Origin of the sequence: Streptomyces venezuelae, from assembly GCF_008642295.1 — a bacterium.
GTDB lineage: Bacteria > Actinomycetota > Actinomycetes > Streptomycetales > Streptomycetaceae > Streptomyces > Streptomyces venezuelae_C.
In genome coordinates, this window is record NZ_CP029190.1 from 6945881 (window position 1) to 6964121 (window position 18241).

At 72.4% G+C, this 18241-nt stretch carries 17 protein-coding genes and 1 pseudogene; 12 read left to right on the forward strand and 6 right to left on the reverse strand.

The features are described 5' to 3' along the window. Window positions 1-40 precede the first annotated feature (40 nt). The 8 genes and pseudogenes from DEJ50_RS31040 to DEJ50_RS31075 all read left to right on the forward strand — a co-directional run bounded on the left by DEJ50_RS31040 (window position 41) and on the right by DEJ50_RS31075 (window position 7419). Window positions 41-313, forward strand: a complete 273-nt coding sequence (locus DEJ50_RS31040; protein WP_150211374.1) for a hypothetical protein — start codon at window positions 41-43, stop codon at window positions 311-313. A gap of 113 nt (window positions 314-426) precedes the next feature. After that, window positions 427-702: pseudogene (locus tag DEJ50_RS35650) on the forward strand (helix-turn-helix domain-containing protein); the annotation flags it as partial. A 186-nt stretch (window positions 703-888) separates the two neighbouring features. Then, complete coding sequence (locus DEJ50_RS31050; RefSeq protein ID WP_150211376.1) at window positions 889-1296, forward strand: hypothetical protein; 408 nt, start codon at window positions 889-891, stop codon at window positions 1294-1296. A gap of 52 nt (window positions 1297-1348) precedes the next feature. Next, entirely contained in the window at window positions 1349-2155 is an 807-nt protein-coding gene (locus DEJ50_RS31055) for a transcriptional regulator (protein WP_150211377.1), read from the forward strand. A 53-nt stretch (window positions 2156-2208) separates the two neighbouring features. Then, window positions 2209-2619 carry a roadblock/LC7 domain-containing protein gene (locus DEJ50_RS31060; protein ID WP_150211378.1) on the forward strand — a complete coding sequence of 137 codons (411 nt, stop codon included), beginning with the start codon at window positions 2209-2211 and terminating at the stop codon, window positions 2617-2619. Window positions 2620-2694: 75 nt separating this feature from the next. Further along, a complete protein-coding gene (locus DEJ50_RS31065) occupies window positions 2695-3069 on the forward strand; it encodes a hypothetical protein (RefSeq protein WP_150211379.1) in 375 nt (124 codons plus the stop codon). Window positions 3070-3255: 186 nt separating this feature from the next. After that, entirely contained in the window at window positions 3256-6822 is a 3567-nt protein-coding gene (locus DEJ50_RS31070; protein ID WP_150211380.1) for a bifunctional glycosyltransferase family 2 protein/CDP-glycerol:glycerophosphate glycerophosphotransferase, read from the forward strand. Between the two features lie 105 nt (window positions 6823-6927). Next, window positions 6928-7419 (forward strand): VOC family protein, encoded by a 492-nt coding sequence (locus DEJ50_RS31075; RefSeq protein WP_150211381.1) that lies wholly within the window; start codon window positions 6928-6930, stop codon window positions 7417-7419. Here DEJ50_RS31075 and DEJ50_RS31080 read toward each other — a convergent pair. Both DEJ50_RS31080 and DEJ50_RS31085 read right to left on the reverse strand, forming a co-directional pair. After that, window positions 7416-8156, reverse strand: coding sequence for an SIR2 family NAD-dependent protein deacylase (locus DEJ50_RS31080; protein ID WP_150211382.1), 741 nt, complete (start codon window positions 8154-8156; stop codon window positions 7416-7418). The two genes, DEJ50_RS31075 and DEJ50_RS31080, sit on opposite strands and share 4 nt — an antisense overlap. A gap of 42 nt (window positions 8157-8198) precedes the next feature. Beyond that, complete coding sequence (locus tag DEJ50_RS31085; RefSeq protein ID WP_150211383.1) at window positions 8199-8468, reverse strand: hypothetical protein; 270 nt, start codon at window positions 8466-8468, stop codon at window positions 8199-8201. Between the two features lie 219 nt (window positions 8469-8687). On the opposite strand from DEJ50_RS31085, the gene DEJ50_RS31090 reads away from it, so the two are divergent. Continuing rightward, window positions 8688-9347 (forward strand): hypothetical protein, encoded by a 660-nt coding sequence (locus DEJ50_RS31090; protein ID WP_150211384.1) that lies wholly within the window; start codon window positions 8688-8690, stop codon window positions 9345-9347. A gap of 64 nt (window positions 9348-9411) precedes the next feature. Beyond that, complete coding sequence (locus DEJ50_RS31095) at window positions 9412-10281, forward strand: GNAT family N-acetyltransferase (RefSeq protein ID WP_150211385.1); 870 nt, start codon at window positions 9412-9414, stop codon at window positions 10279-10281. 13 nt (window positions 10282-10294) lie between these two features. Here DEJ50_RS31095 and DEJ50_RS31100 read toward each other — a convergent pair whose 3' ends face one another. Further along, complete coding sequence (locus DEJ50_RS31100) at window positions 10295-10738, reverse strand: subtilase-type protease inhibitor (RefSeq protein ID WP_150211386.1); 444 nt, start codon at window positions 10736-10738, stop codon at window positions 10295-10297. A gap of 217 nt (window positions 10739-10955) precedes the next feature. Beyond that, window positions 10956-11417: a Crp/Fnr family transcriptional regulator gene (locus DEJ50_RS31105; RefSeq protein ID WP_190344793.1), complete on the reverse strand. Its 462-nt coding sequence runs from the start codon at window positions 11415-11417 to the stop codon at window positions 10956-10958. Window positions 11418-11590: 173 nt separating this feature from the next. Between DEJ50_RS31105 and DEJ50_RS31110 the strand changes: the two genes are divergently transcribed. After that, a complete protein-coding gene (locus DEJ50_RS31110; protein WP_150211387.1) occupies window positions 11591-14329 on the forward strand; it encodes a DNRLRE domain-containing protein in 2739 nt (912 codons plus the stop codon). Here the strand turns inward: DEJ50_RS31110 and DEJ50_RS31115 are convergent. Next, the gene (locus DEJ50_RS31115) at window positions 14313-14630 is read right to left on the reverse strand and encodes an ArsR/SmtB family transcription factor (RefSeq protein ID WP_150211388.1); all 318 of its coding nucleotides are present in this window, start codon (window positions 14628-14630) and stop codon (window positions 14313-14315) included. The genes DEJ50_RS31110 and DEJ50_RS31115 overlap by 17 nt on opposite strands. Before the next feature lie 77 nt (window positions 14631-14707). Between DEJ50_RS31115 and DEJ50_RS31120 the strand changes: the two genes are divergently transcribed. Then, window positions 14708-16849 (forward strand): heavy metal translocating P-type ATPase, encoded by a 2142-nt coding sequence (locus tag DEJ50_RS31120; RefSeq protein WP_150211389.1) that lies wholly within the window; start codon window positions 14708-14710, stop codon window positions 16847-16849. Here DEJ50_RS31120 and DEJ50_RS31125 read toward each other — a convergent pair. Further along, a complete protein-coding gene (locus DEJ50_RS31125) occupies window positions 16834-18228 on the reverse strand; it encodes a condensation domain-containing protein (protein WP_150211390.1) in 1395 nt (464 codons plus the stop codon). The genes DEJ50_RS31120 and DEJ50_RS31125 overlap by 16 nt on opposite strands. Between the last annotated feature and the right edge of the window lie 13 nt (window positions 18229-18241).

The following is an 18241-nucleotide window of genomic DNA, read 5'->3' on the forward strand; positions in this document are numbered from 1 at the left end:
GCCGACGCAGGAGCGTCCCGCCCGCGCCTACCGTCGGGCCATGACTTCCTCTGACGCGAACTCCGCTGCGCCGCACCCGCTCAAGACCCTGGCCGGGATCGCCGCCTTCGTCCTCGTCGTCGGCGGCGCCTTCGGCCTCCTGCACGAATGGCTCGGCTGGATCCGCTTCTTCGGCTTCGTCCGCTTCCTGGTTCCGGCCGGCCACGAGGTCCTCGGCCATACGCTGCTGATCGTCCTGGGCCTGGCGCTCGGTGCGGCCGGCGACCTGTTCGACCGGGGCGCACGCCGCGGGAAGCGCGGAGGCCGTGGCTGATCGCGGGCAATAGTTGATCTTATGCTCAGGTTTACGCGAGTCAGCTGGTTTTGGCGGGGCTGAGCGTCTTTGATGGGTTTGCCAGGCCTCGCACAGGAGCAGGGGGACTACTCATGGGCACTGATCACATCGAAGCCGCCGGCGAAGACCTCGGGCACGAGGCCAAGGACGATCACAGGGACGATTCCAGGGACAGAGACAGCGCGCCCACCCTGATCGGCTCCGTACAGCGCGCGTTGCGTCTGGTGGAGGCGATGTATGCCGAGGGCGGCGCGACGGCCAAGCGGCTCGCCCGCCTGACCGGAATTCCGCTTCCCACCGTGTACCACCTGCTGCGCACCCTGAGCCACGAGGGCTATGTCCAGCGCGAGGGCGGCGCGTTCCGGTTGGCGGACGACCTCCCGTTGGCTTCTTGATCCATCCCAGCCGGATTCGGCCAATCCCGGTCCGCTTCCGTGCATGTTCCGTTGGAAAATGCCAGAACCCCCTTCCGCAGTATGGAACTTGAGTAAGTTCCTCTCTGTCGCCGCCGTACGACCGTGCGCTACGGACATCTGGCCGGGAGGGGAGCCCGCGTGCCCGGGATTGACGAATGCCTGCTCGAGGCCATGACGCTGCCCGGTGCCCGCGGGGCCTCGCTGGTGGACTGGAGCAGCGGGCTGGCCCTGGGGACCGTGGGGGAGTCGCCCGTCGGCGACCACGAGACCACGGCGGCCGAAACCGCCGAACTGGCCCGGGCGGCGGCCGAGTACGAATCCTTCGCGGCCGGTCCGGCGGAGCAGACCGAGGACGGGGAACCCCCCGGACCACCCGTCGAGGACCTGATCGTCACCACCCGCACCGGCTACCACGTGCTGCGCTTCGTCGAAACCAGCTTCGACAGCAGCGTGTTCCTGCATCTGTGGATGGACCGCGCCGACGGCAACCTCGCCCTCGCCCGCCTCCGGCTCCGCGACCTGGCCGAGGGACTGGTGCTCAGATGACCGGCACACCCGCGACCGGCACCCGGCCGGCACTCACACGACAGGCACTCACATGACCGGCACCCGCCTCACCGGTGCCCAACTCACCGCCCCCGACCCCGCCGTGGTCTCCCCGCTGCTCAGCCGGCTCGCCGCCGAACGCGCCACCGGCGCCCTGTTACGCGACCGGGGCACCCTCTTCCTGGAGGACGGCCGGATCGTCCACGCGGAGAGCCCGGCCACCCCGGGCCTGGACGTCCTCCTCACCAGCGGCGGCGGGCTCACCCCCGAACGCTGGCGGGAGGCCGTGGACCGGGCCGGAGCCCGCCGCCAGGTCGCCCGCTTCCTGGTGGACAGCGGCGGCCTGGCCGGCGGCGAACTGGAGATCTGCCATATCGCCGCCATGTACGACGCCGCCTTCTTCGCCCTCTCCCCGGGTTCGGGCCCCTCCCGGTTCCGGCGCGGCGCCACCCACTGGATCGGCTCCGTCCACTCCGTCCCGGCCGCCTCGGTGGAGCGCGAGACCCGGCGCCGCCGCGAACTGCTGGACGCCGTCTGGCCCTATCCGGCCCTGGACACCGCCCCGGTGCTGCCCCGGCCGGCCGCCCCCGGCCAGACGGTGACCTGCCGCCAGCGGATCCTGCTCCGCCACGCGGACGGCATACGCACCCCGGCCGAACTCGCCTGGACCCTCGGCAGACCCGCCTTCCACACGCTGCTCGACGTCCGGCGGCTCGCCGCGGCCGGACTGGTCGAGACCCCGCACGCGCCGGCCCCCCAGCCGGTCGCGGCCCCCCTGCCCGACTGGGTCACCCAGGCCCAGAGCCCGGACGTGGCGCTGCTCCGACGGTTACGCGACGCACTGGAGGCAAGCCTGTGAGGCTCCCGCTGCGCCCGCGCGCGGACCGGCGCCAGCCCGAAAGGAGAACGGTGATGGTGCCTGCCGAAGCCGAAGCCGAGATACTCGCCGAGCTCCGGCGGCTGCGGGCCCGAGTCCCCCAGCTCACCGGAGCCCTCGCCGCCAGCGCCGACGGCCTGGTACTGGCCCGGGACACCGCCGCCACCGAGGCCGAAGCCGTGGCCGCGCTGACCGCCGCCGCCCTCGGCGTGGCCCAGCGGCTCGCCGACACCACCGGCCAGGGCGGCTTCCGTGAACTCCTGGTCCGAGGTGACAACGGCTATGTCGCCACCTACGCCGCCGGAGAAGCGGCCGTCCTCACCCTGATGGCCGAACCCCGTGCCAATGTCGGCCGCCTCCATCTCGAGGCCCGCCGCTCCAGTCTGCACATCGCCGAGCTCATCCAGGAGACCATCGGTCGCCGGGGTCCCGGCAGCCGCCCCTGAACACACCCCACCCCGTACGCCGGGCAGGCCCGTCTGCCCCGGCACACCCATCGGAAAGTCTGAAGGAGAAACCCCATGGCCAACGTGGACACCGTTCTCAAGCAAGCCACCACCACCATCGAAGGAGCCCTCGGCGCCGCCCTGGTCGACTACGGCAGCGGTATGGCGCTCGGTATCGCGGGCGGCGGCAAGGACCTGGACCTGAACGTCGCCGCCGCCGGCAACACCGATGTGGTCCGCGCGAAGGTCCGTACCATGGAGCTGCTCAATCTCAAGGACGAGATCGAGGACATCCTGATCACCCTCGGCGGGCAGTACCACCTCATCCGGCTCCTGAAGGGCCGCGGCGCCCAGGGGCTCTTCCTGTACCTCGCCCTGGACAAGCAGCGCGCCAATCTGGCGATGGCCCGGCACCAGCTGAAGACGATCGAGGCGGAGCTCGAGATCTGACCGTCTTCGACGGAGCTGTCACCAGCGGGTCACAGTCCGGCGGCGGGCGGCTTAAATCTAGCCGCCCGCCCCGCCGACCTGCCGTTTATGACCCTATTCGCCCGGACTTCACAAAGTCATTACCGCGTAAGATGTTGTACTTAGCTGATCATTGACTGACAAAATCCGCTGGAGAGCCCGCACCCCATGTCCCCGCGCCTGAGCATCGTCGTCCCTGTCTACAACGTCGAGCTCTACCTTGACGAGTGTCTGGAATCCCTCGCGGCACAGACATTCCGTGACTTCGAGGTCGTCATGGTCGACGACGGCTCCACCGACTCCAGCGCCGTGATCGCGAAGGCCTTCGCGGCCAAGGACAAGCGGTTCCGCCTGGTCATGCAGGAGAACGCGGGTCTCGGCGCCGCCCGCAACGTCGGCGCCCGGCACATCTGTGCGGACAGCGAGTTCCTGGCGTTCGTCGACAGCGACGACACCATGCCGGACAACGCCTACCAGCTGATGATCGACACGCTGGACCAGACCGGCTCCGACTTCGTCGCGGGCAACGTGCTGCGGTTCCGCTCCGTGGGCATGAACCAGTCCTGGGGTCACAAGGCACCCTTCGCCAAGACCCGGCTGAAGACCCACATCTCGAAGTTCGCGCCGCTGGTCACCGACCGCACCGCGTGGAACAAGGTCTACCGCCGCACCTTCTGGGACGAGCACGGCTTCCAGTACCCCGAGGGCATCCTCTACGAGGACGCCCCGGTCAGCATCCCCGCGCACTACTTCGCCAAGAGCGTCGACATCCTCGGCGACGTCGTCTACCACTGGCGGGTCCGCGAGACCGGTGAGCGCTCCATCACCCAGCGCTCCACCGACCCGGTCTCCCTCACCGACCGCGTCACCTCCGTCCGCCTGGTCCGCGAGGCCCTCAAGGGCAAGGAGGGCGCCGAGTACGCCAAGTACCTGCGCGAGTACGACCACAATGTGCTGGTCGAAGAGCTCCCGCTGATCTACAAGTACGTTCCGGAGGGCGGCGAGGACTTCCGCGCCGCGTTCGTCAAGGACGTCGGCGGCCTGGTCGCCGAGATCGGCACCAAGCCCTGGGCCGACCTGGCCGTCGGCGACCGCCTCAAGGCGTACTTCGCCCGCGAGGGCCGGGTCGAGGACTTCATCGCTCTGCTCCGGCACCAGGACGACTTCGCCTGGAGCATCCCGGTCAAGGGCTTCGCCCGCCCGCAGGCCGACTACCCCTTCCTCCAGGGCCGCCCACCCGTCCCCGCCGCGCTGCTGGCCGTCGGCCGCCGCGAGCGCCGCCTGGTCAGCGGCCTGGAGACGGTCGCCTGGGCCGACGGCAAGCTGCTGCTCCGCGGCTGGGGCTTCCCCGGCCAGCTCGGCGCCGAGAGCCGGCTGCGGTCCCGCAAGAAGCTCGTCTTCCGCGAGAAGGGCCAGCGCCGCAAGGTGATCGTCGGCGCCCGTACCATTGCCAACCCGCTGGTCAGCGCGAACCACGCGCACCTCGCGCTCCGCCACGCCGACTGGGCCGGTTTCACCGCCGTCCTCGACCCCACCGCCTTCCAGCAGGGCGGCGAGTGGCAGGACGGCGTCTGGAACGCCTCCATTGTGGTCAAGGACGTCGCCATCCCGTACCAGGCCCGGCTCAAGGGCGGCGAGCACGACAGCGCCCAGGCCCCGCCGGCCCACTGGGTGAACCAGGACGTCCGGATCGTCGCCTCCACCGCCGGCAACGCCCTCTCCCTGAAGGTGGAGAACGTCAAGGCCCGCGTCCTCGGCGCCAAGCCCGTCGGCAGCGACTCCGTCTCGGTGGCCGGCGAGCTCGCGCAGAACCCCGGCGACGGTGCCGTTCTGCGGGCCGAGCACCAGACCACCGGTACCGTCCTCACCTTCCCGCTGGAGCTCGGCGCCCTCGCCGGCAACGGCCGCACCCCCTTCACCACTGTGGTGCCGGTCGCCGACCTCGCCGCCGTACCCGACCGCGAGGTCGAGCCCGGCCACTGGACCCCCGAGCCCTGGAGCCTGTGCATCGAGAAGGGCGACGGCTCCCGGCTGGACCTCGCGCACGACGAGCGCGGCGGTTTCCACGGCCTGGTCGTGCCCGTCCCGGGCGACACCACCGGCCGCTCCCTGTTCCTCAAGCGCACCGCCGTCGGCTTCCTGCAGTTCTGCATGCAGCCCTCGCCGCCGCTGGTCGACCGGGCGAGCGCCGAGAACGGCGTCTTCACCCTCGGCGGCATCTTCCACAAGCCGGCCGACGAAGAGTACGAGCTCGTGCTGCACAACTGGCGCGGCGAGGAGTACAGCTACCCGGTCAGCACCGCGGACAACCGCTTCGAGGCCGTCTTCAAGCCGGTCCTGCCGGAGTCCTTCGCCGGAAACACCACCCTGCCCGAAGGCCGCTGGTGGCCGACCCTGCGCCCGATGAGCCAGGCCGGCACCACCGCGGGCCTGCTCGGCGTCGACCGCGGCGCGCCGGTCCAGATGATCGCCCCCGCCCTGGGCACCGGCCCGGTCGCGGCCACCGTCGACGGCCGCCGGATGCGGGTCGAGGCCCGCTTCTTCGACCGCATGGCCCTGGTCGCCGACTCGCTCCGCAGCCCGCACGACCGCGCCCGGTTCCACCAGCGCGTGATGCGCGACGAGACCTACCCGCAGCTGCGCACCGCCCCGCTGCGCGACGTGGTCGTGTACTCCACCTTCCAGGGCAACGCCGCCGGCGACTCCCCGCTCGCCATCCACCGCGAGCTGGTCCGCCGCGGCGAGCCGCTGGAGCACATCTGGCTGGTCAACGACGGCCGCGCCGAGGTCCCCCCGACCGCCCGTGCCGTGGACCCGGCCTCCCACGAGGCCTGGGAACTGCTCGCCCGCGCCCGGTACTTCGTCACCAACGACAGCGTTCCCGGCTGGTTCAAGCGCCGCGAGGGCCAGACCGTCGTCCAGACCTGGCACGGTACCCCGCTCAAGCAGATCGGCCACGACTACATCCACGACTACTACACCAGCCCCGGTGTGCTGGAGTCGCTGGAGCACGACAGCGCCCAGTGGACCCTGCTCGCCTCCCCGAGCAGCTTCGCCACCCCGGTCCTCACCCGTGCCCTCGGCTTCAAGGGCGAGGTGCTGGAGGTCGGCAGCCCGCGGACCGACGCCCTGGTCAACCGGGACGAGGAGCGGGCCGCCGAGGTCCGCCGCCGGCTCGGCCTGCCCGAGGGCAAGAAGGTCGTCCTGTACGCCCCGACCTGGCGCGAGAACCGCGAGGGCTGGAGCGGCGGTTACAAGCTCGACCTGCGGATCGACCTCGATGCGGCCCGCCGCGAGCTCGGCGAGGACCACGTCCTGCTGATCCGCGGCCACTACCGGGTCAACGAGCAGCTCCGGGACTCCGTCCGGGACGGCTTCGTCATGGACGTCTCCCGCTGGCCCGACACCGCCGACCTGCTGCTTGTCGCCGACGTCCTGATCAGCGACTACTCCTCGGTGCTGTGCGACTTCGCGCTCACCGACAAGCCGATCCTGCTGTTCACCTACGACCTGAAGCACTACCGCGACACCCTGCGCGGCTTCACCTTCGACTACGAGGAGAAGGCCCCCGGCCCGCTGCTCGAGGACTCGGAGAGCCTGATCGCGGCGGTGCGCAACGCCGACGCGCTGGGCGCGGAGTACGCCGGGGCCCGGGCCGCCTTCCGGGCCGGGTTCGCCGACCTCGACCGGGGCGACGCCGCCGCCAAGGTCGTCGACCGGATGCTCGGGAAGTAGCCCGTACGAGTGCTTCCACGGACCGGCCCCGGGCCCACCGATGAATTTCGGGCCCGGGGCCGGTCTGTATGTGCGAGAAGGTCCACCACTCGCCAGGAGGCAGTCATGAGCGGCAACGGGTTCACCACATGCCTGTGGTTCGACGGCAAGGCCGAGGAGGCGGCCGAGTTCTACGTCTCGGTGTTCAAGGACGGCAGGATCGGCCGGATCGACTACTACACGGAGGCGGGACCGGGTGAGCCCGGTTCGGTCGTGACCGTCGAGTTCGAGATCAACGGGCAGAAGTTCGTGGCCCTGGACGGCGGGCCGGAGTTCACCTTCAACGAGGCCGTCTCCTTCATGATCGACTGCGCGGACGAGACCGAGGCCGACTACTACTGGGACGCTCTGACCAAGGACGGCGGCCAGGAGGTCGCCTGCGGCTGGCTCAGGGACAAGTACGGGGTGTCCTGGCAGGTCGCCCCGGCCGAGGCGATGGAACTGCTCCGCGACCCGGACCCGAAACGGGCGGCCCGGGCCACCAAGGCCATGCTCGCGATGAAGAAGCTGGACGTGGCGGCGATGCGCCGGGCCGCGGACGGCGAAGAGCCGGTCTAGCCGTTCCAGGGGGTCGCCGCGATCCGGCGCAGCAGCTTGGGGAGTGCCGTGCCGATCGGCTCCCGGATGACCTCCTCGGCGAGCGGATCGTACGGGGTCTCCTCGGCATTGACGATGATCAGCCGGGCGCCGTGCTCCGCGGCGATCCCGGCCAGCGAGGCGGCCGGCTGCACCTGGAGGGTGGTCCCCACGGCGATGAAGATCTGGCACCCCTTCGCCACCGCCATCGCCTGGGCGAGCACCTCAGGGTCCAGCGGTTCACCGAACATGACGGTGGCCGATTTGAGGATCCCGCCGCAGGTCAGACAGGCCGGATCGGGTTCCCCGGCGGCCACCCGACGCAGCGCCTCGTCCATCCCGGACCGGGCATGGCAGCGGGTGCAGACCACGGCCCGCGCGGTGCCGTGCAGCTCGAAGACTTTGCGGTCGGGCAGCCCGGCGAGCTGGTGCAGGCCGTCCACGTTCTGGGTGAGCACCCGGACCGGCGTCCCGCCGCGCATCAGCTCGGCCACGGCGAGGTGGGCGGCATTGGGCCTGGCGTTCAGAGCGCCCGCCTCGGCGCGCATCAGCCAGGAGCGGCGGCGGATTTCGGGGTCCGCCATGTAGTACGCGTAGGTGACGAGTTTTTCGGCATCGGGGTCGCGGCGCCACAATCCGTTCGGCCCCCGATAATCCGGAATTCCAGAATCCGTGGACATTCCGGCCCCACTGAGCAATGCGACGAGCGGCTTTCCCATGAGGCGACTCTACGAACCCCCGGATCGCTCTGGCCAACGGAATTACCAGGCCGTGAACACCAGGCCCGCCGTCGCCGCCCACACCAGGCCGACCGAGGCCAGCAGGGTCTGCAGTTCCCGGCCGACCGTGGCGAACCGGGCGGTGAGTCCCAGCGTGCCGGCCGCCCCGGCCAGCAGCCCGAGACCCGCGGCCAGCAGCCCGGGTAAGGGGACCAGCAGTACGGCGGCCACCGCCGGCCCGGCACCGCCGATCAGTGTCAGTCCGTAGAAGACCACCGCGACCTGCCGTGCCGCGCGACTCTCGACGAGCACCGCGCCCCCTGCCTGCTGTTGTCCGTACCACCCGTTTTGCGCTGGGAGCATGCCTCACGGGAGAGGGGTCTAATCGGGCGAAGCACTGCGAAGCCCTGCGAAGCGCCGCCATCGGGCGGCTGGGGCGGGGCTTCTGAGTACGGGTACTCAGGAGCCCCGCCCGTCCCGCCGGACATAATCGGCTGTCCGCCCTGCCCGTCCGGTCCTCTGGAGTACCGCGTGATACGCCGCCCCGCCCCCCTCGCCTCCGCTGCCGCCGCCCTCACCGCCGGGCTGCTCGTGCTGACCGCCTGCGGGACGACCAGGACCACGGCCGGCTCGGACGGTGCCGGGGGTGGCTCCGGAAGCGGTTCCGCCTCGGCCCCCGCGTCTCCGTCGGCCACGCCCGACTATGTGGCCGCGGCAAAGGCTTCCGCCGCCGCGGCGGAGCAGCGTCACAACCGGCAGTTTCCGGACATTGTGGCCCGCTGCAAGAACGCCGCCCCGAGCCCGACGGCGAGCAAGGGGACCGGAGACGGCCGCCCGTTGGACCCCGAGGCGGCCAAGTACGCAGAGAACCACGCCTTCAAGAAGAAGCGCGAGCTGAGTCCCGAGGCCCAGTGCACGGGCCGGGCGCATGCCACCCGGATCGCCGACGCCCTGACGGGGGCCGGGAAGACGGCCCCGGCCGGCGAGGCCGAGCTCCGCACCTCGCTGGAGAAGCTCGGCTATCGGGTCGCCGAGGGCGAGGTGTTCCGTTCCGGCGGCGCCCTGGGCTTCGCCTTCTTCGTCGAGGGCACCGGCGCCTGCGTCACCGGCCGGCTGGGCACCCCGTCCGGGGTCGAGGCGCACGGCCCCTATATGGAGGGCGGCTGCCAGGAACCCCGCGGGGGTCACTGACCGTTGACGGGATCCGGCTGCCGGCGGTCTCACGGACCGGCCGGGGTCTGGTACAACACCCGGCATGACGGAATTCGAGATCTCCGGCGCGAGCGCCGCCGACATGGCACTGATCCGGGACTGGGCCGATGAGGAGGGCTGGAACCCGGGGGACACCGACCGGTTCGCGTTCGCCGTCGCCGATCCGGAGGGGTTCCTGGTCGGGCGGCTCGACGGCGAGCCGGTGGCCTGTATCTCCGCCGTCCGCTACGGCGCCGGTTTCGGCTTCATCGGCTTCTACATCGCCCGGCCCACGTTCCGCGGCCAGGGGTACGGGATCCGGATGTGGCGGGCCGGCATGGAACGGCTGGACGGCCGGCTCGTCGGCCTCGACGGGGTGGTCGAGCAGCAGGACAACTACCGCACGTCCGGGTTCCGTTCGGCCTGGACCAATATGCGGTACGAGGGCGTGCCGGAGGGCGCCGGCGACGAGTCCGGTGCCGACCGCGGCGCCGGTGGCGGTGTCGAGGTGGTGGATGCCGCCTCGCTGCCCTTCGCCCGACTCGCCGCGTACGACCGCCGGTTCTTCCCGGAGGCGCGCGATGCCTTCCTCGCCGCCTGGACCGGGCTGCCCGGCCGGACCGGGCTGGCGGCCCTCCGCGACGGCCGGATCGAAGGCCTCGGGGTGATCCGTCCGAGCAGCGGGGCTGCCCGGATCGGACCCCTGTACGCCGCCACGCCCGCCGTCGCGGCGGCGCTCATCCGGGGCCTGGCCGGCCGGGTGCCCGGCGGGGCCGTGGCCCTGGACGTGCCCGGTGCCAATCCGGCCGCCGAACCGCTGATGGCCGAGCTCGGCCTGGCCCCGACCTTCGAGACGGCCCGGATGTACACCGGGCCCGCACCCGAGGCGGACCTGGCCGGGCTCTACGGGGTGACCAGTCTCGAACTGGGCTGAGCCGGCCGGGCCGTCAGAAGCCGAACAGCACGCCGCTGCCGTTCCGGAATGCGCACGGATTGGCGAAGGTGTGCTCGAAGGTGACCAGTTGGCCCTCCCAGACCCCGGCCGCGGTCACCGACATCGGGTCCCACTCCCGGGTACACGCGATCTCCTGGCCGCCTTCGGTTATCGCCGCGAACTCGCCCTCCTCCGCGCGTAATTCGGCGCAGGCGCCGGCCGGGTCCGGGTGCGTGCCGGACGGGCCGGGCATGCAGGAGAGGGTGACCGCCCGCAGCACCGTCCCGTACGCCGGGTCCTCGCCGGCGCTGAGGGAGAGCACCAGCGCGGACGGCGCGTAGAGGCTCTCGGTGCCGGCCGGTGCCGCGCCGGCCGGTCCGGCCGCGGCCAGCGCGGTGACCGCGGTGAGTGCCATGGCGGCGGACGAAAGCCCCAGACTGCGTGCGATGGATCGCATTGCGAACACTCCTCGGTTGGTTGTGCCGGATAACGGACAGGAGTCTTGCTCACGTTCGCCGTGCACGCCTACCGGTGGCGCCAATTCCGGTCACCCGATGTGATCGCATGTGTGCAGAGTGCGGCGGTGCGGGTGCCGTCCACCTGCGGCGCAGCAGCCCGCGGATTCGGCCGAACCCCACCGGAAACCCACCCCGGGGCGGCCCGGGGCCCGCGGCTCAGAGGACCGGGCTGGTCCGCGGTATGGACAGGTCCAGCAGCCGGGTCCGGGTCTGGTGCAGCCGGTGGGCGAGCACCCGGCCGACCCAGTGCCCGAGGGCGGAGCCGAAGGCGGGGTCGGCGTCCATCTGCATGCGTACGGTCGCCCCGTCGAACTCGTACGCCCGGACCGGGGTCATCGCCTCCGCGCCGAGCTGCCAGACGTACGGCGGGAACAGCCAGGACCAGCCGACCAGCTCACCCGGTCCGAGGCTCTCGATGGCGGCCGGACGGCGGCCCGGAACCGGCAGCTCCAGGGTGACCGTGCCCGACCGCACGATCCAGAAGGATTCGGCCGGGGCCCCTTCGTCGAAGATCCGGGCGCCTTCGGGAAAGTTCACCTCGCGGGCGAGGTTCATCAGCCGGTGGCGGTGCTCGGCCGACAGGACGGCGGCGATGCGGGTGGGGGAAGGTGTGCTCACGACGGCCTCCGATCAGGGCCCCCCGTTCCTCCAGTGTCCGCTGCCGGCCGGAAGAAACACGAATCGGCCAAGTCGGGTGCCGGCCGGGGCCGGTAGCCCTATTGTGCGCCCGTACGGATGCCGTACGGGCGCACAACCGGACGTACGGTCGATCGCATCGCACTGGGGGGTTCATGCGTCGTAGATCCAGGTGGCTGACAACCGCCCTCGCCCTGTCCGTGACCGCAGCCGGTGCAGGCCTCGGGCCGGGCCTCGTACCGGAGGCGGCGGCCATCACGCCGCCCGTGGCCTTCACCGCCGACCCGCTTCCCACCTGGCAGCCCAACGGGGTCGTATGGGCCCTCGCCGAGGCCGGCGGGACGGTGTTCGCCGGCGGTACCTTCTCCGCCGTACGCCCGCCCGACGGGGCCGGCGGGGCCGCGCAGCAGGCCCTGAACTTCACCGCCCTCGATGCGGGGACCGGTGCGCCCACGGCCTGCAAGCTGTCCTTCACCATCGGCAGCGGCACGGCCACGGTGCGTGCGCTCGCCCTCTCGCCCGACCAGAAGACCCTGTACGCGGGCGGGTACTTCGGCGCCGTCAACGGCACCCCGGTCAGCAGTCTGGCCGCCATAGACGTGGCCACCTGCACCCCCAAGGCCTCGTTCCGGCCGGCCTTCGCCGCCACCGTCCGTGCCCTCGCCGTCACCGGCGACACCGTCTACGCGGGCGGCGACTTCCTCACGGTCGCCGGGCAGCCGCGGCACCGGTTCGCCGCCGTCGCGACCGCCGACGGGGCCCTGCGCCCCTTCACCGCCAACGCCGACGAACCCGGCCGGGCCGTCGAGGTCACCCCGGACGGAAGCAAGGTCCTGCTCGGCGGGGACTTCTTCACCGTCAACGGCACGAACACGCATGCGCTCGCCGTGGTCGACGCCACCAGCGGATCGCTCACCAAGACCTATCCCGGATTCATCGAGACCAACTCGGTGGTCAAGGACATCGCCACCGATGCCACCGGCTTCTACACCGCCAACGAGGGCACCGGCGGCGGGGTCTTCGACGGCCGGATCGCCCTCAACCTGGCCGATTTCAACCAGCGCTGGCGGGACACCTGCCTCGGCGCCACCCAGGCCGTGCTCCCGCACCGGACCGTGCTCTACAGCGCCTCGCACGCGCACGACTGCTCCAGCGTCGGCGAGTTCCCCGACGGGCGCCGCTACCACCTGCTGGCCCAGCCCACCACCGGCGTCGGCAAACTGGGCTGGGCTCCGGACACCAACGACGGCATCGGTGAGGGCATCGGCCCGCGGGTGATGTCGGTCGGCTCCAAGGGCGGAGTCGAGTACCTGTGGGTGGGCGGCGAGTTCACCACGGTCAACGGTGCGGCCCAGCAGAGTCTCACCCGGTTCGCGTCCACCGGTGACACCGGCGCACCCACCACGCCGGTGGCGAGCGCGGTCAGCTTCCGGCCCGGCCAGGTGCAGGTCCGCTGGCGCACCAGCCTCGACCTCGACGACAGCAGGCTGACCTACCGCATCTTCCGGAACGGCGCCGCCACCCCGGTCGGCACCGTCACCGCCGACTCGCTGTTCTTCCTCCGCCCGCAGGCCTCCTGGACCGACACCACGGTCGCGGCCGGCCAGACGTACACCTACCGGGTGACGGCCACCGACGCGGCGGGCAACACCAGCGCCCTGTCCGGTACCGCCGCGGTGACCGTCCCGACCGTGCCGGAGGCCTACCCGGACCGGGTCCGCTCGGACGGCGCCGGGCTGTACTGGCGCTGGGACGAATCCGCCCTGCCGTACGTCGCCGACTCCTCCGACGGCGGCAACACCAGCGGCGTCCACCACAACGCCCCGGCGCTGCGGCAGACGCCCGCGGCCGTGACCGGGGCGAGCACCGCCATCGGGTTCAACGGCACCGATGCGAAGGTGTACAGCGACCGGCGGACCCAGGTGGGCGGCAGCTACACCCTGGAGACCTGGGTGAAGACCGGCACCACCCGGGGCGGCAAACTGCTCGGCTTCGGCAACAACCAGGACCGCGGCAGCAGCCAGTACGACAAGCACCTGTACATGACCAACGACGGCCGGATCGTGTTCGGCGTCTACACCGGAGCCACCCGGACCATCACCACCGGCGGCACCGCCCGCTACAACGACAACACCTGGCACCACGTGGTCGCCACCCAGGGCCCCGGCGGGATGGCGCTGTACGTGGACGGCGTGCAGAAGGGCACCCTCAACGTCACCACCCACGAGAACTTTGCGGGCTACTGGCGGGTGGGCGGGGACAGCCTGGGCGGCTGGCCGGAGCGCCCGGCCAGTGAGTTCTTCGCCGGACAGCTCGACGAGACGGCCGTCTACCCGACCGTGCTCACCCCCGCCCAGGTGCAGCAGCACCACGCCCTGGCCACGGCCCCGGCCCCCTCGGTGGTCCAGGTCACCGCGGCCGAGGACACCTACGCCAATGCGGGCGCCCCGGGCACCAACTACGGCAGCTCCGGCTCGCTCGCCGTCCGCGGTACCCCGCTCTACTCCTCCTACCTGCGGTTCAACCTGCCGGCAGCGCCGGCCGGAACCGTGCTCACGTCGGCCACGCTCAGCGTGAAGACCAGCACCATGGCGGGCGCCGGCACCGCCGACACCGTCTCCGTGGTCCCGGTCACCGGGGCCTGGAGCGAATCGGGCACCACATACGCCAACCGACCCGCGACCGGGGCCCCGGCCCTGGGCCACTTCGCCGGCATCCCGGACGGTTCGGCGGTGCACACCACCGGACTGGACACCGCGGCCGTGTCCGCCGCCCTGGGCGGCAGCTACAACCTCGCGCTGACCGGCTCGGGGGCGGACGCGCTCTGGCTGTGGTCCTCGGAGGCCGCGGCCGGTGAAGGCACCCCGCGGCTGACCCTCACCTTCGGCCCGTAGCGTCCGGAGCGTGGTCGACGTGCGCCAGGATCTGGCGGAGGAGTGCCGCCACATGCGCGTCGTGGAGCTCGTAGACCACGCTCCGGCCGGCCCGCCGGCCGGTGACCAGCCCGAGGTGGCGCAACAGCCGGAGGTGGTTGGAGACGGCCGGCTGGCTCAGGGAGAGGTCGGCGGCCAGGTCGCCGACCGGGCAGGGGGAGAGCAGCAGGCGGGCCAGGATGCGCACGCGGGCGGGGGAGGCCAGGCCCTGCATGACCTCCGCGACGGTCTCGGCGTCCGCCTCCGAGAGCATGGGTTCCATGGTCGGCAGCCTAGGGCAACGATCGGCGTCGGACGTTCGGGCATTCATATATGCAGAAGTCTTGATATATTGATGTCATGACTTCAGTAAGCGAGCATGCCCGTCACAGCACTCCCCGGGACGCTGCGGCCTGCGGCGCCTGCGCCACCCTCACGGAGGTGCCGGCCCGCCGGACCGCGCAGCAGGAGCTCCCCGCCGCCCCCCGGCCGCCGAATCCCGAGTCCGAGCCCGCCGCCGAGGGGCGCGACGGCCACGAGCGCGCCGAGCTCGTCAGCGCCCTCCTCGCGCTCGCCGCCTACCTGGCCGGACTCGGCCTGCGCCTCTCCGGCGCGAGCGGGCCGGCCGACATCGTTGCCTTCGGTCTCTTCCTCGCCGCCTACGCCTTCGGCGGCTTCTTCACCCTCCGCGAGGCCCTCGCCGCCGTCCGCCGCGGCGCATTCCAGGTGGACTCCCTGATGCTGATCGCCGCGGCCGGTGCCGCCGCGATCGGAAAGTGGGAGGAGGGCGCCGTCCTGCTGGTCCTCTTCAGCCTCGGACACGCGCTGGAGGGATACGCCCTGGGGCGCGCCCGGCGCTCCGTCGAAGCCCTCGGCGAGCTCGCCCCCCGTACCGCCGTCCTGCTCCGGGACGGCGAGACCAGCGAGGTGCCGGTCGGGACACTGGCCGTCGGCGACACCGTCCGGGTCCGCCCGCACACCCGGGTCCCCGCCGACGGATTCCTCCTCGCCGGCACCGGCAGCATCGACCAGTCGGCCCTCACCGGCGAGAGCGTGCCCGCCGACAAGCACCCCGTCGCGGACCCCGCCGCCGCCCTCGCGGACCCGGCCGGCGCCGACCCCGGCAGCAGGGTCTTCGCCGGCACCGTCAACGGCCCTGGCTCCCTCGACATCGTCGTCACCCGACTCGCCGCCGACAACACCCTCGCCCGGGTGGTCCGGATGGTCCGGGAGGCCGGTGAACGGACCTCCCCCACCCAGCGGTTCACCGACCGCTTCCAGAAGGTCTTCGTCCCGGCCGTCCTCGCCCTCGTCGCCGTCCTCCTCGCCGCCGGGGCCCTCTCGGGCGAGCCCTTCACCGACACCTTCTACCGGGCCATGGCCGTCCTGGTCGCCGCCAGCCCCTGCGCCCTGGCCATCGCCACCCCGGCCGCGGTGCTCAGCGCGGTCGGGCGGGCCGCCCGGGGCGGCGTACTCGTCAAGGGCGGCGCCCCGCTGGAGGAGTTCGGCAGGCTCCGGACCATCGCCTTCGACAAGACCGGCACCCTCACCGAGGGCCGCCCGCGCCTGACCGACGTCGTGCCCGGCCAGGGCACCAGCCGCGCGGAACTGCTGCGGACCGCCGTCGCCGTCCAGCAGCTCAGCGACCACCCGCTCGCCCAGGCCGTCGTACGCGATGCGCCGGCCGCCGGCCCGGTCGCCGGGGAGGCCACGGCGGTCCGGGCGGTCGTGGGCCGCGGCGTCACCGGGCTGCTCGACGGCCGCCCGGTCCACATCGGCAGCCTGGCCTACGCCGACACGCTCGACGGGCCGCCCGTCCCGGCGGGCCTCCGGGCCCGCACCGGGGAGCTCGCCCGCGACGGCCGCACCACCATGCTGGTCCGGCACGGTGACCGCTGGCTCGGGGTGCTCGGCCTGATGGACGCACCCCGTCCGGGAGCCGCGGACACCATCGCCCGGCTGCGCCGGCTCGGCGTGACCCGCATCGTGATGCTGTCCGGGGACGACCCGCGGGTGGCGGAAGCGGTCGGCCGCGAGGTCGGCGTGGACGAGGCCCGCGGCGGCCTGATGCCCGAGGGCAAGGCCGCCGAACTGGCCCGGCTCCGTACGGACGGCCGGACCGCCATGATCGGCGACGGGGTCAACGACGCCCCGGCCATGGCCGGAGCCACGGTCGGCGTCGCGATGGGCGCGGCCGGTTCGGCGGTGGCCCTGGAGACCGCGGACATCGCCCTGATGTCGGACGATCTGCGCCGGCTGCCGTTCATCACCGGGCTCAGCCGCCGGGCGAGCCGGATCATCCGGCAGAACCTGTGGCTGAGCCTGGGCATCGTCGCCGTGCTCGTCCCGGCCACCGCCCTGGGCCTGGGCATCGGCCCGGCCGTCCTGGTCCACGAGGGCTCCACCGTGATCGTGGTGGCCAACGCCCTGCGGCTGCTGCGCCACCGGGACCGGGACGGCCGGGGCCGGGCCGGTGGCCGGGGCCGTCAGAGTCTCCCGTGACCGGCCATGTCCTCCATCGTCCGGGTCAGCGTCCCGACGAGCGCCGCCTTGGTACGCCGCGCCTGCGGGGTGTCCACATGGACCGAGTTCAGGTAGACCCCCTCGTCGGTGCGGTACAGCCAGAGGAACATGCCGTTCGTCGAGGGGATCGAGGTGTACCAGCGGGACTGCCACTCGGCGTGCCGCGCTGCGCCGGGCGCGTCCCTGGAGTCCATGTACGAGAAGAAGTTGACCGCGTGCGGCCAGGGGCGGGCGGCGAGCTCCGGGGCGAGCAGCCGCAGCACGACGACGAAGGGGACCCGACCGCCCCTGATCATCCGGGTCGACGCGTCCCGGGCGGCGGCCACGGTCTGCGCGAAGTCCGCGCCCTCCGGCACCGGGACCTCGACCGGGAGCAGGTTGACGAACCATCCCGTGCTGTGCGCGTGGCGGCTGCGGCCCCGGGTGCCGACCGGTACCAGGGCGCGGTGGACCTCGGGGCCGCCCTCCTTCCGGAGACTGACGCCGACGGCGGCCAGGGCACCGGCGGACACGCCCACGCCGGCCGCCCGGCAACGGTCCTCCAGGGCCGCCGCGCCGGAGCGGTCCAGCAGCAGCTCGGTCGTGTTGACGGCGGGGCGGGCGGCGCCGGGCTCGATCCCGAGGTCCAGCGGGAACCTCGGGAACAGGCCGCCGTTGCGGGCCATGAACCCCTTCCAGTGGTCCAGCCCGGGATCGTCGGGTCCGGTCGCCGCAGCCCGGCGGCGCTCCTCGCGGCTGTGGTCGAGGAAGCCGCCCGCCGCGGGCAGATCCGGTTCCCGGCCGCACGAGAAGGCCGCGTAGGCGGTGGCGATGTCATGGAGGACGATCATCATCGAGGCGCCGTCGGTCACCAGGTGGTCGCAGGCGAAGTGGACCGTGGTCGACTCCGCGCGGATCATCGCGCCCATCACGAACCAGGGCCCGCGGCGGGTGTCGGTGGCCCGCAGGAACCGCTCCACATGGGTGCGGGCCTCGGCGGGCGAGACCACCGGCCCCCGGTCGACCGCTTCCAGTTTGACGTCCTCCGGCGCGGCGACCTCGACGGTGAGACCGCCGGACGAGGCGCGGAACACACAGCGCAGCGCCTCGTGGCGGCGGACGCAGTGGAGCAGCGCGGCCTCGAGCGCCGGACGGTCGAGCCGGCCGCGGATCTCGAAGGTTCCGGCGAAGCAGTCGGTGCGCGGGCGCGGGCCCACCACCGGGTCCTCGCACCCGCCGAAGTGGTACTCCTGGTTGAACGACGGCAGGGCGCCTGCGCGGTACGGATCGGGACCGGCGGAGCCGGTTGCCGTGTGCACCCGCCATGCGACGGCGTGCCCGGGTGCGATGACCAGCTCGGAGCTGGGCTGTTGAAGCACCGGTCGGTGCCCC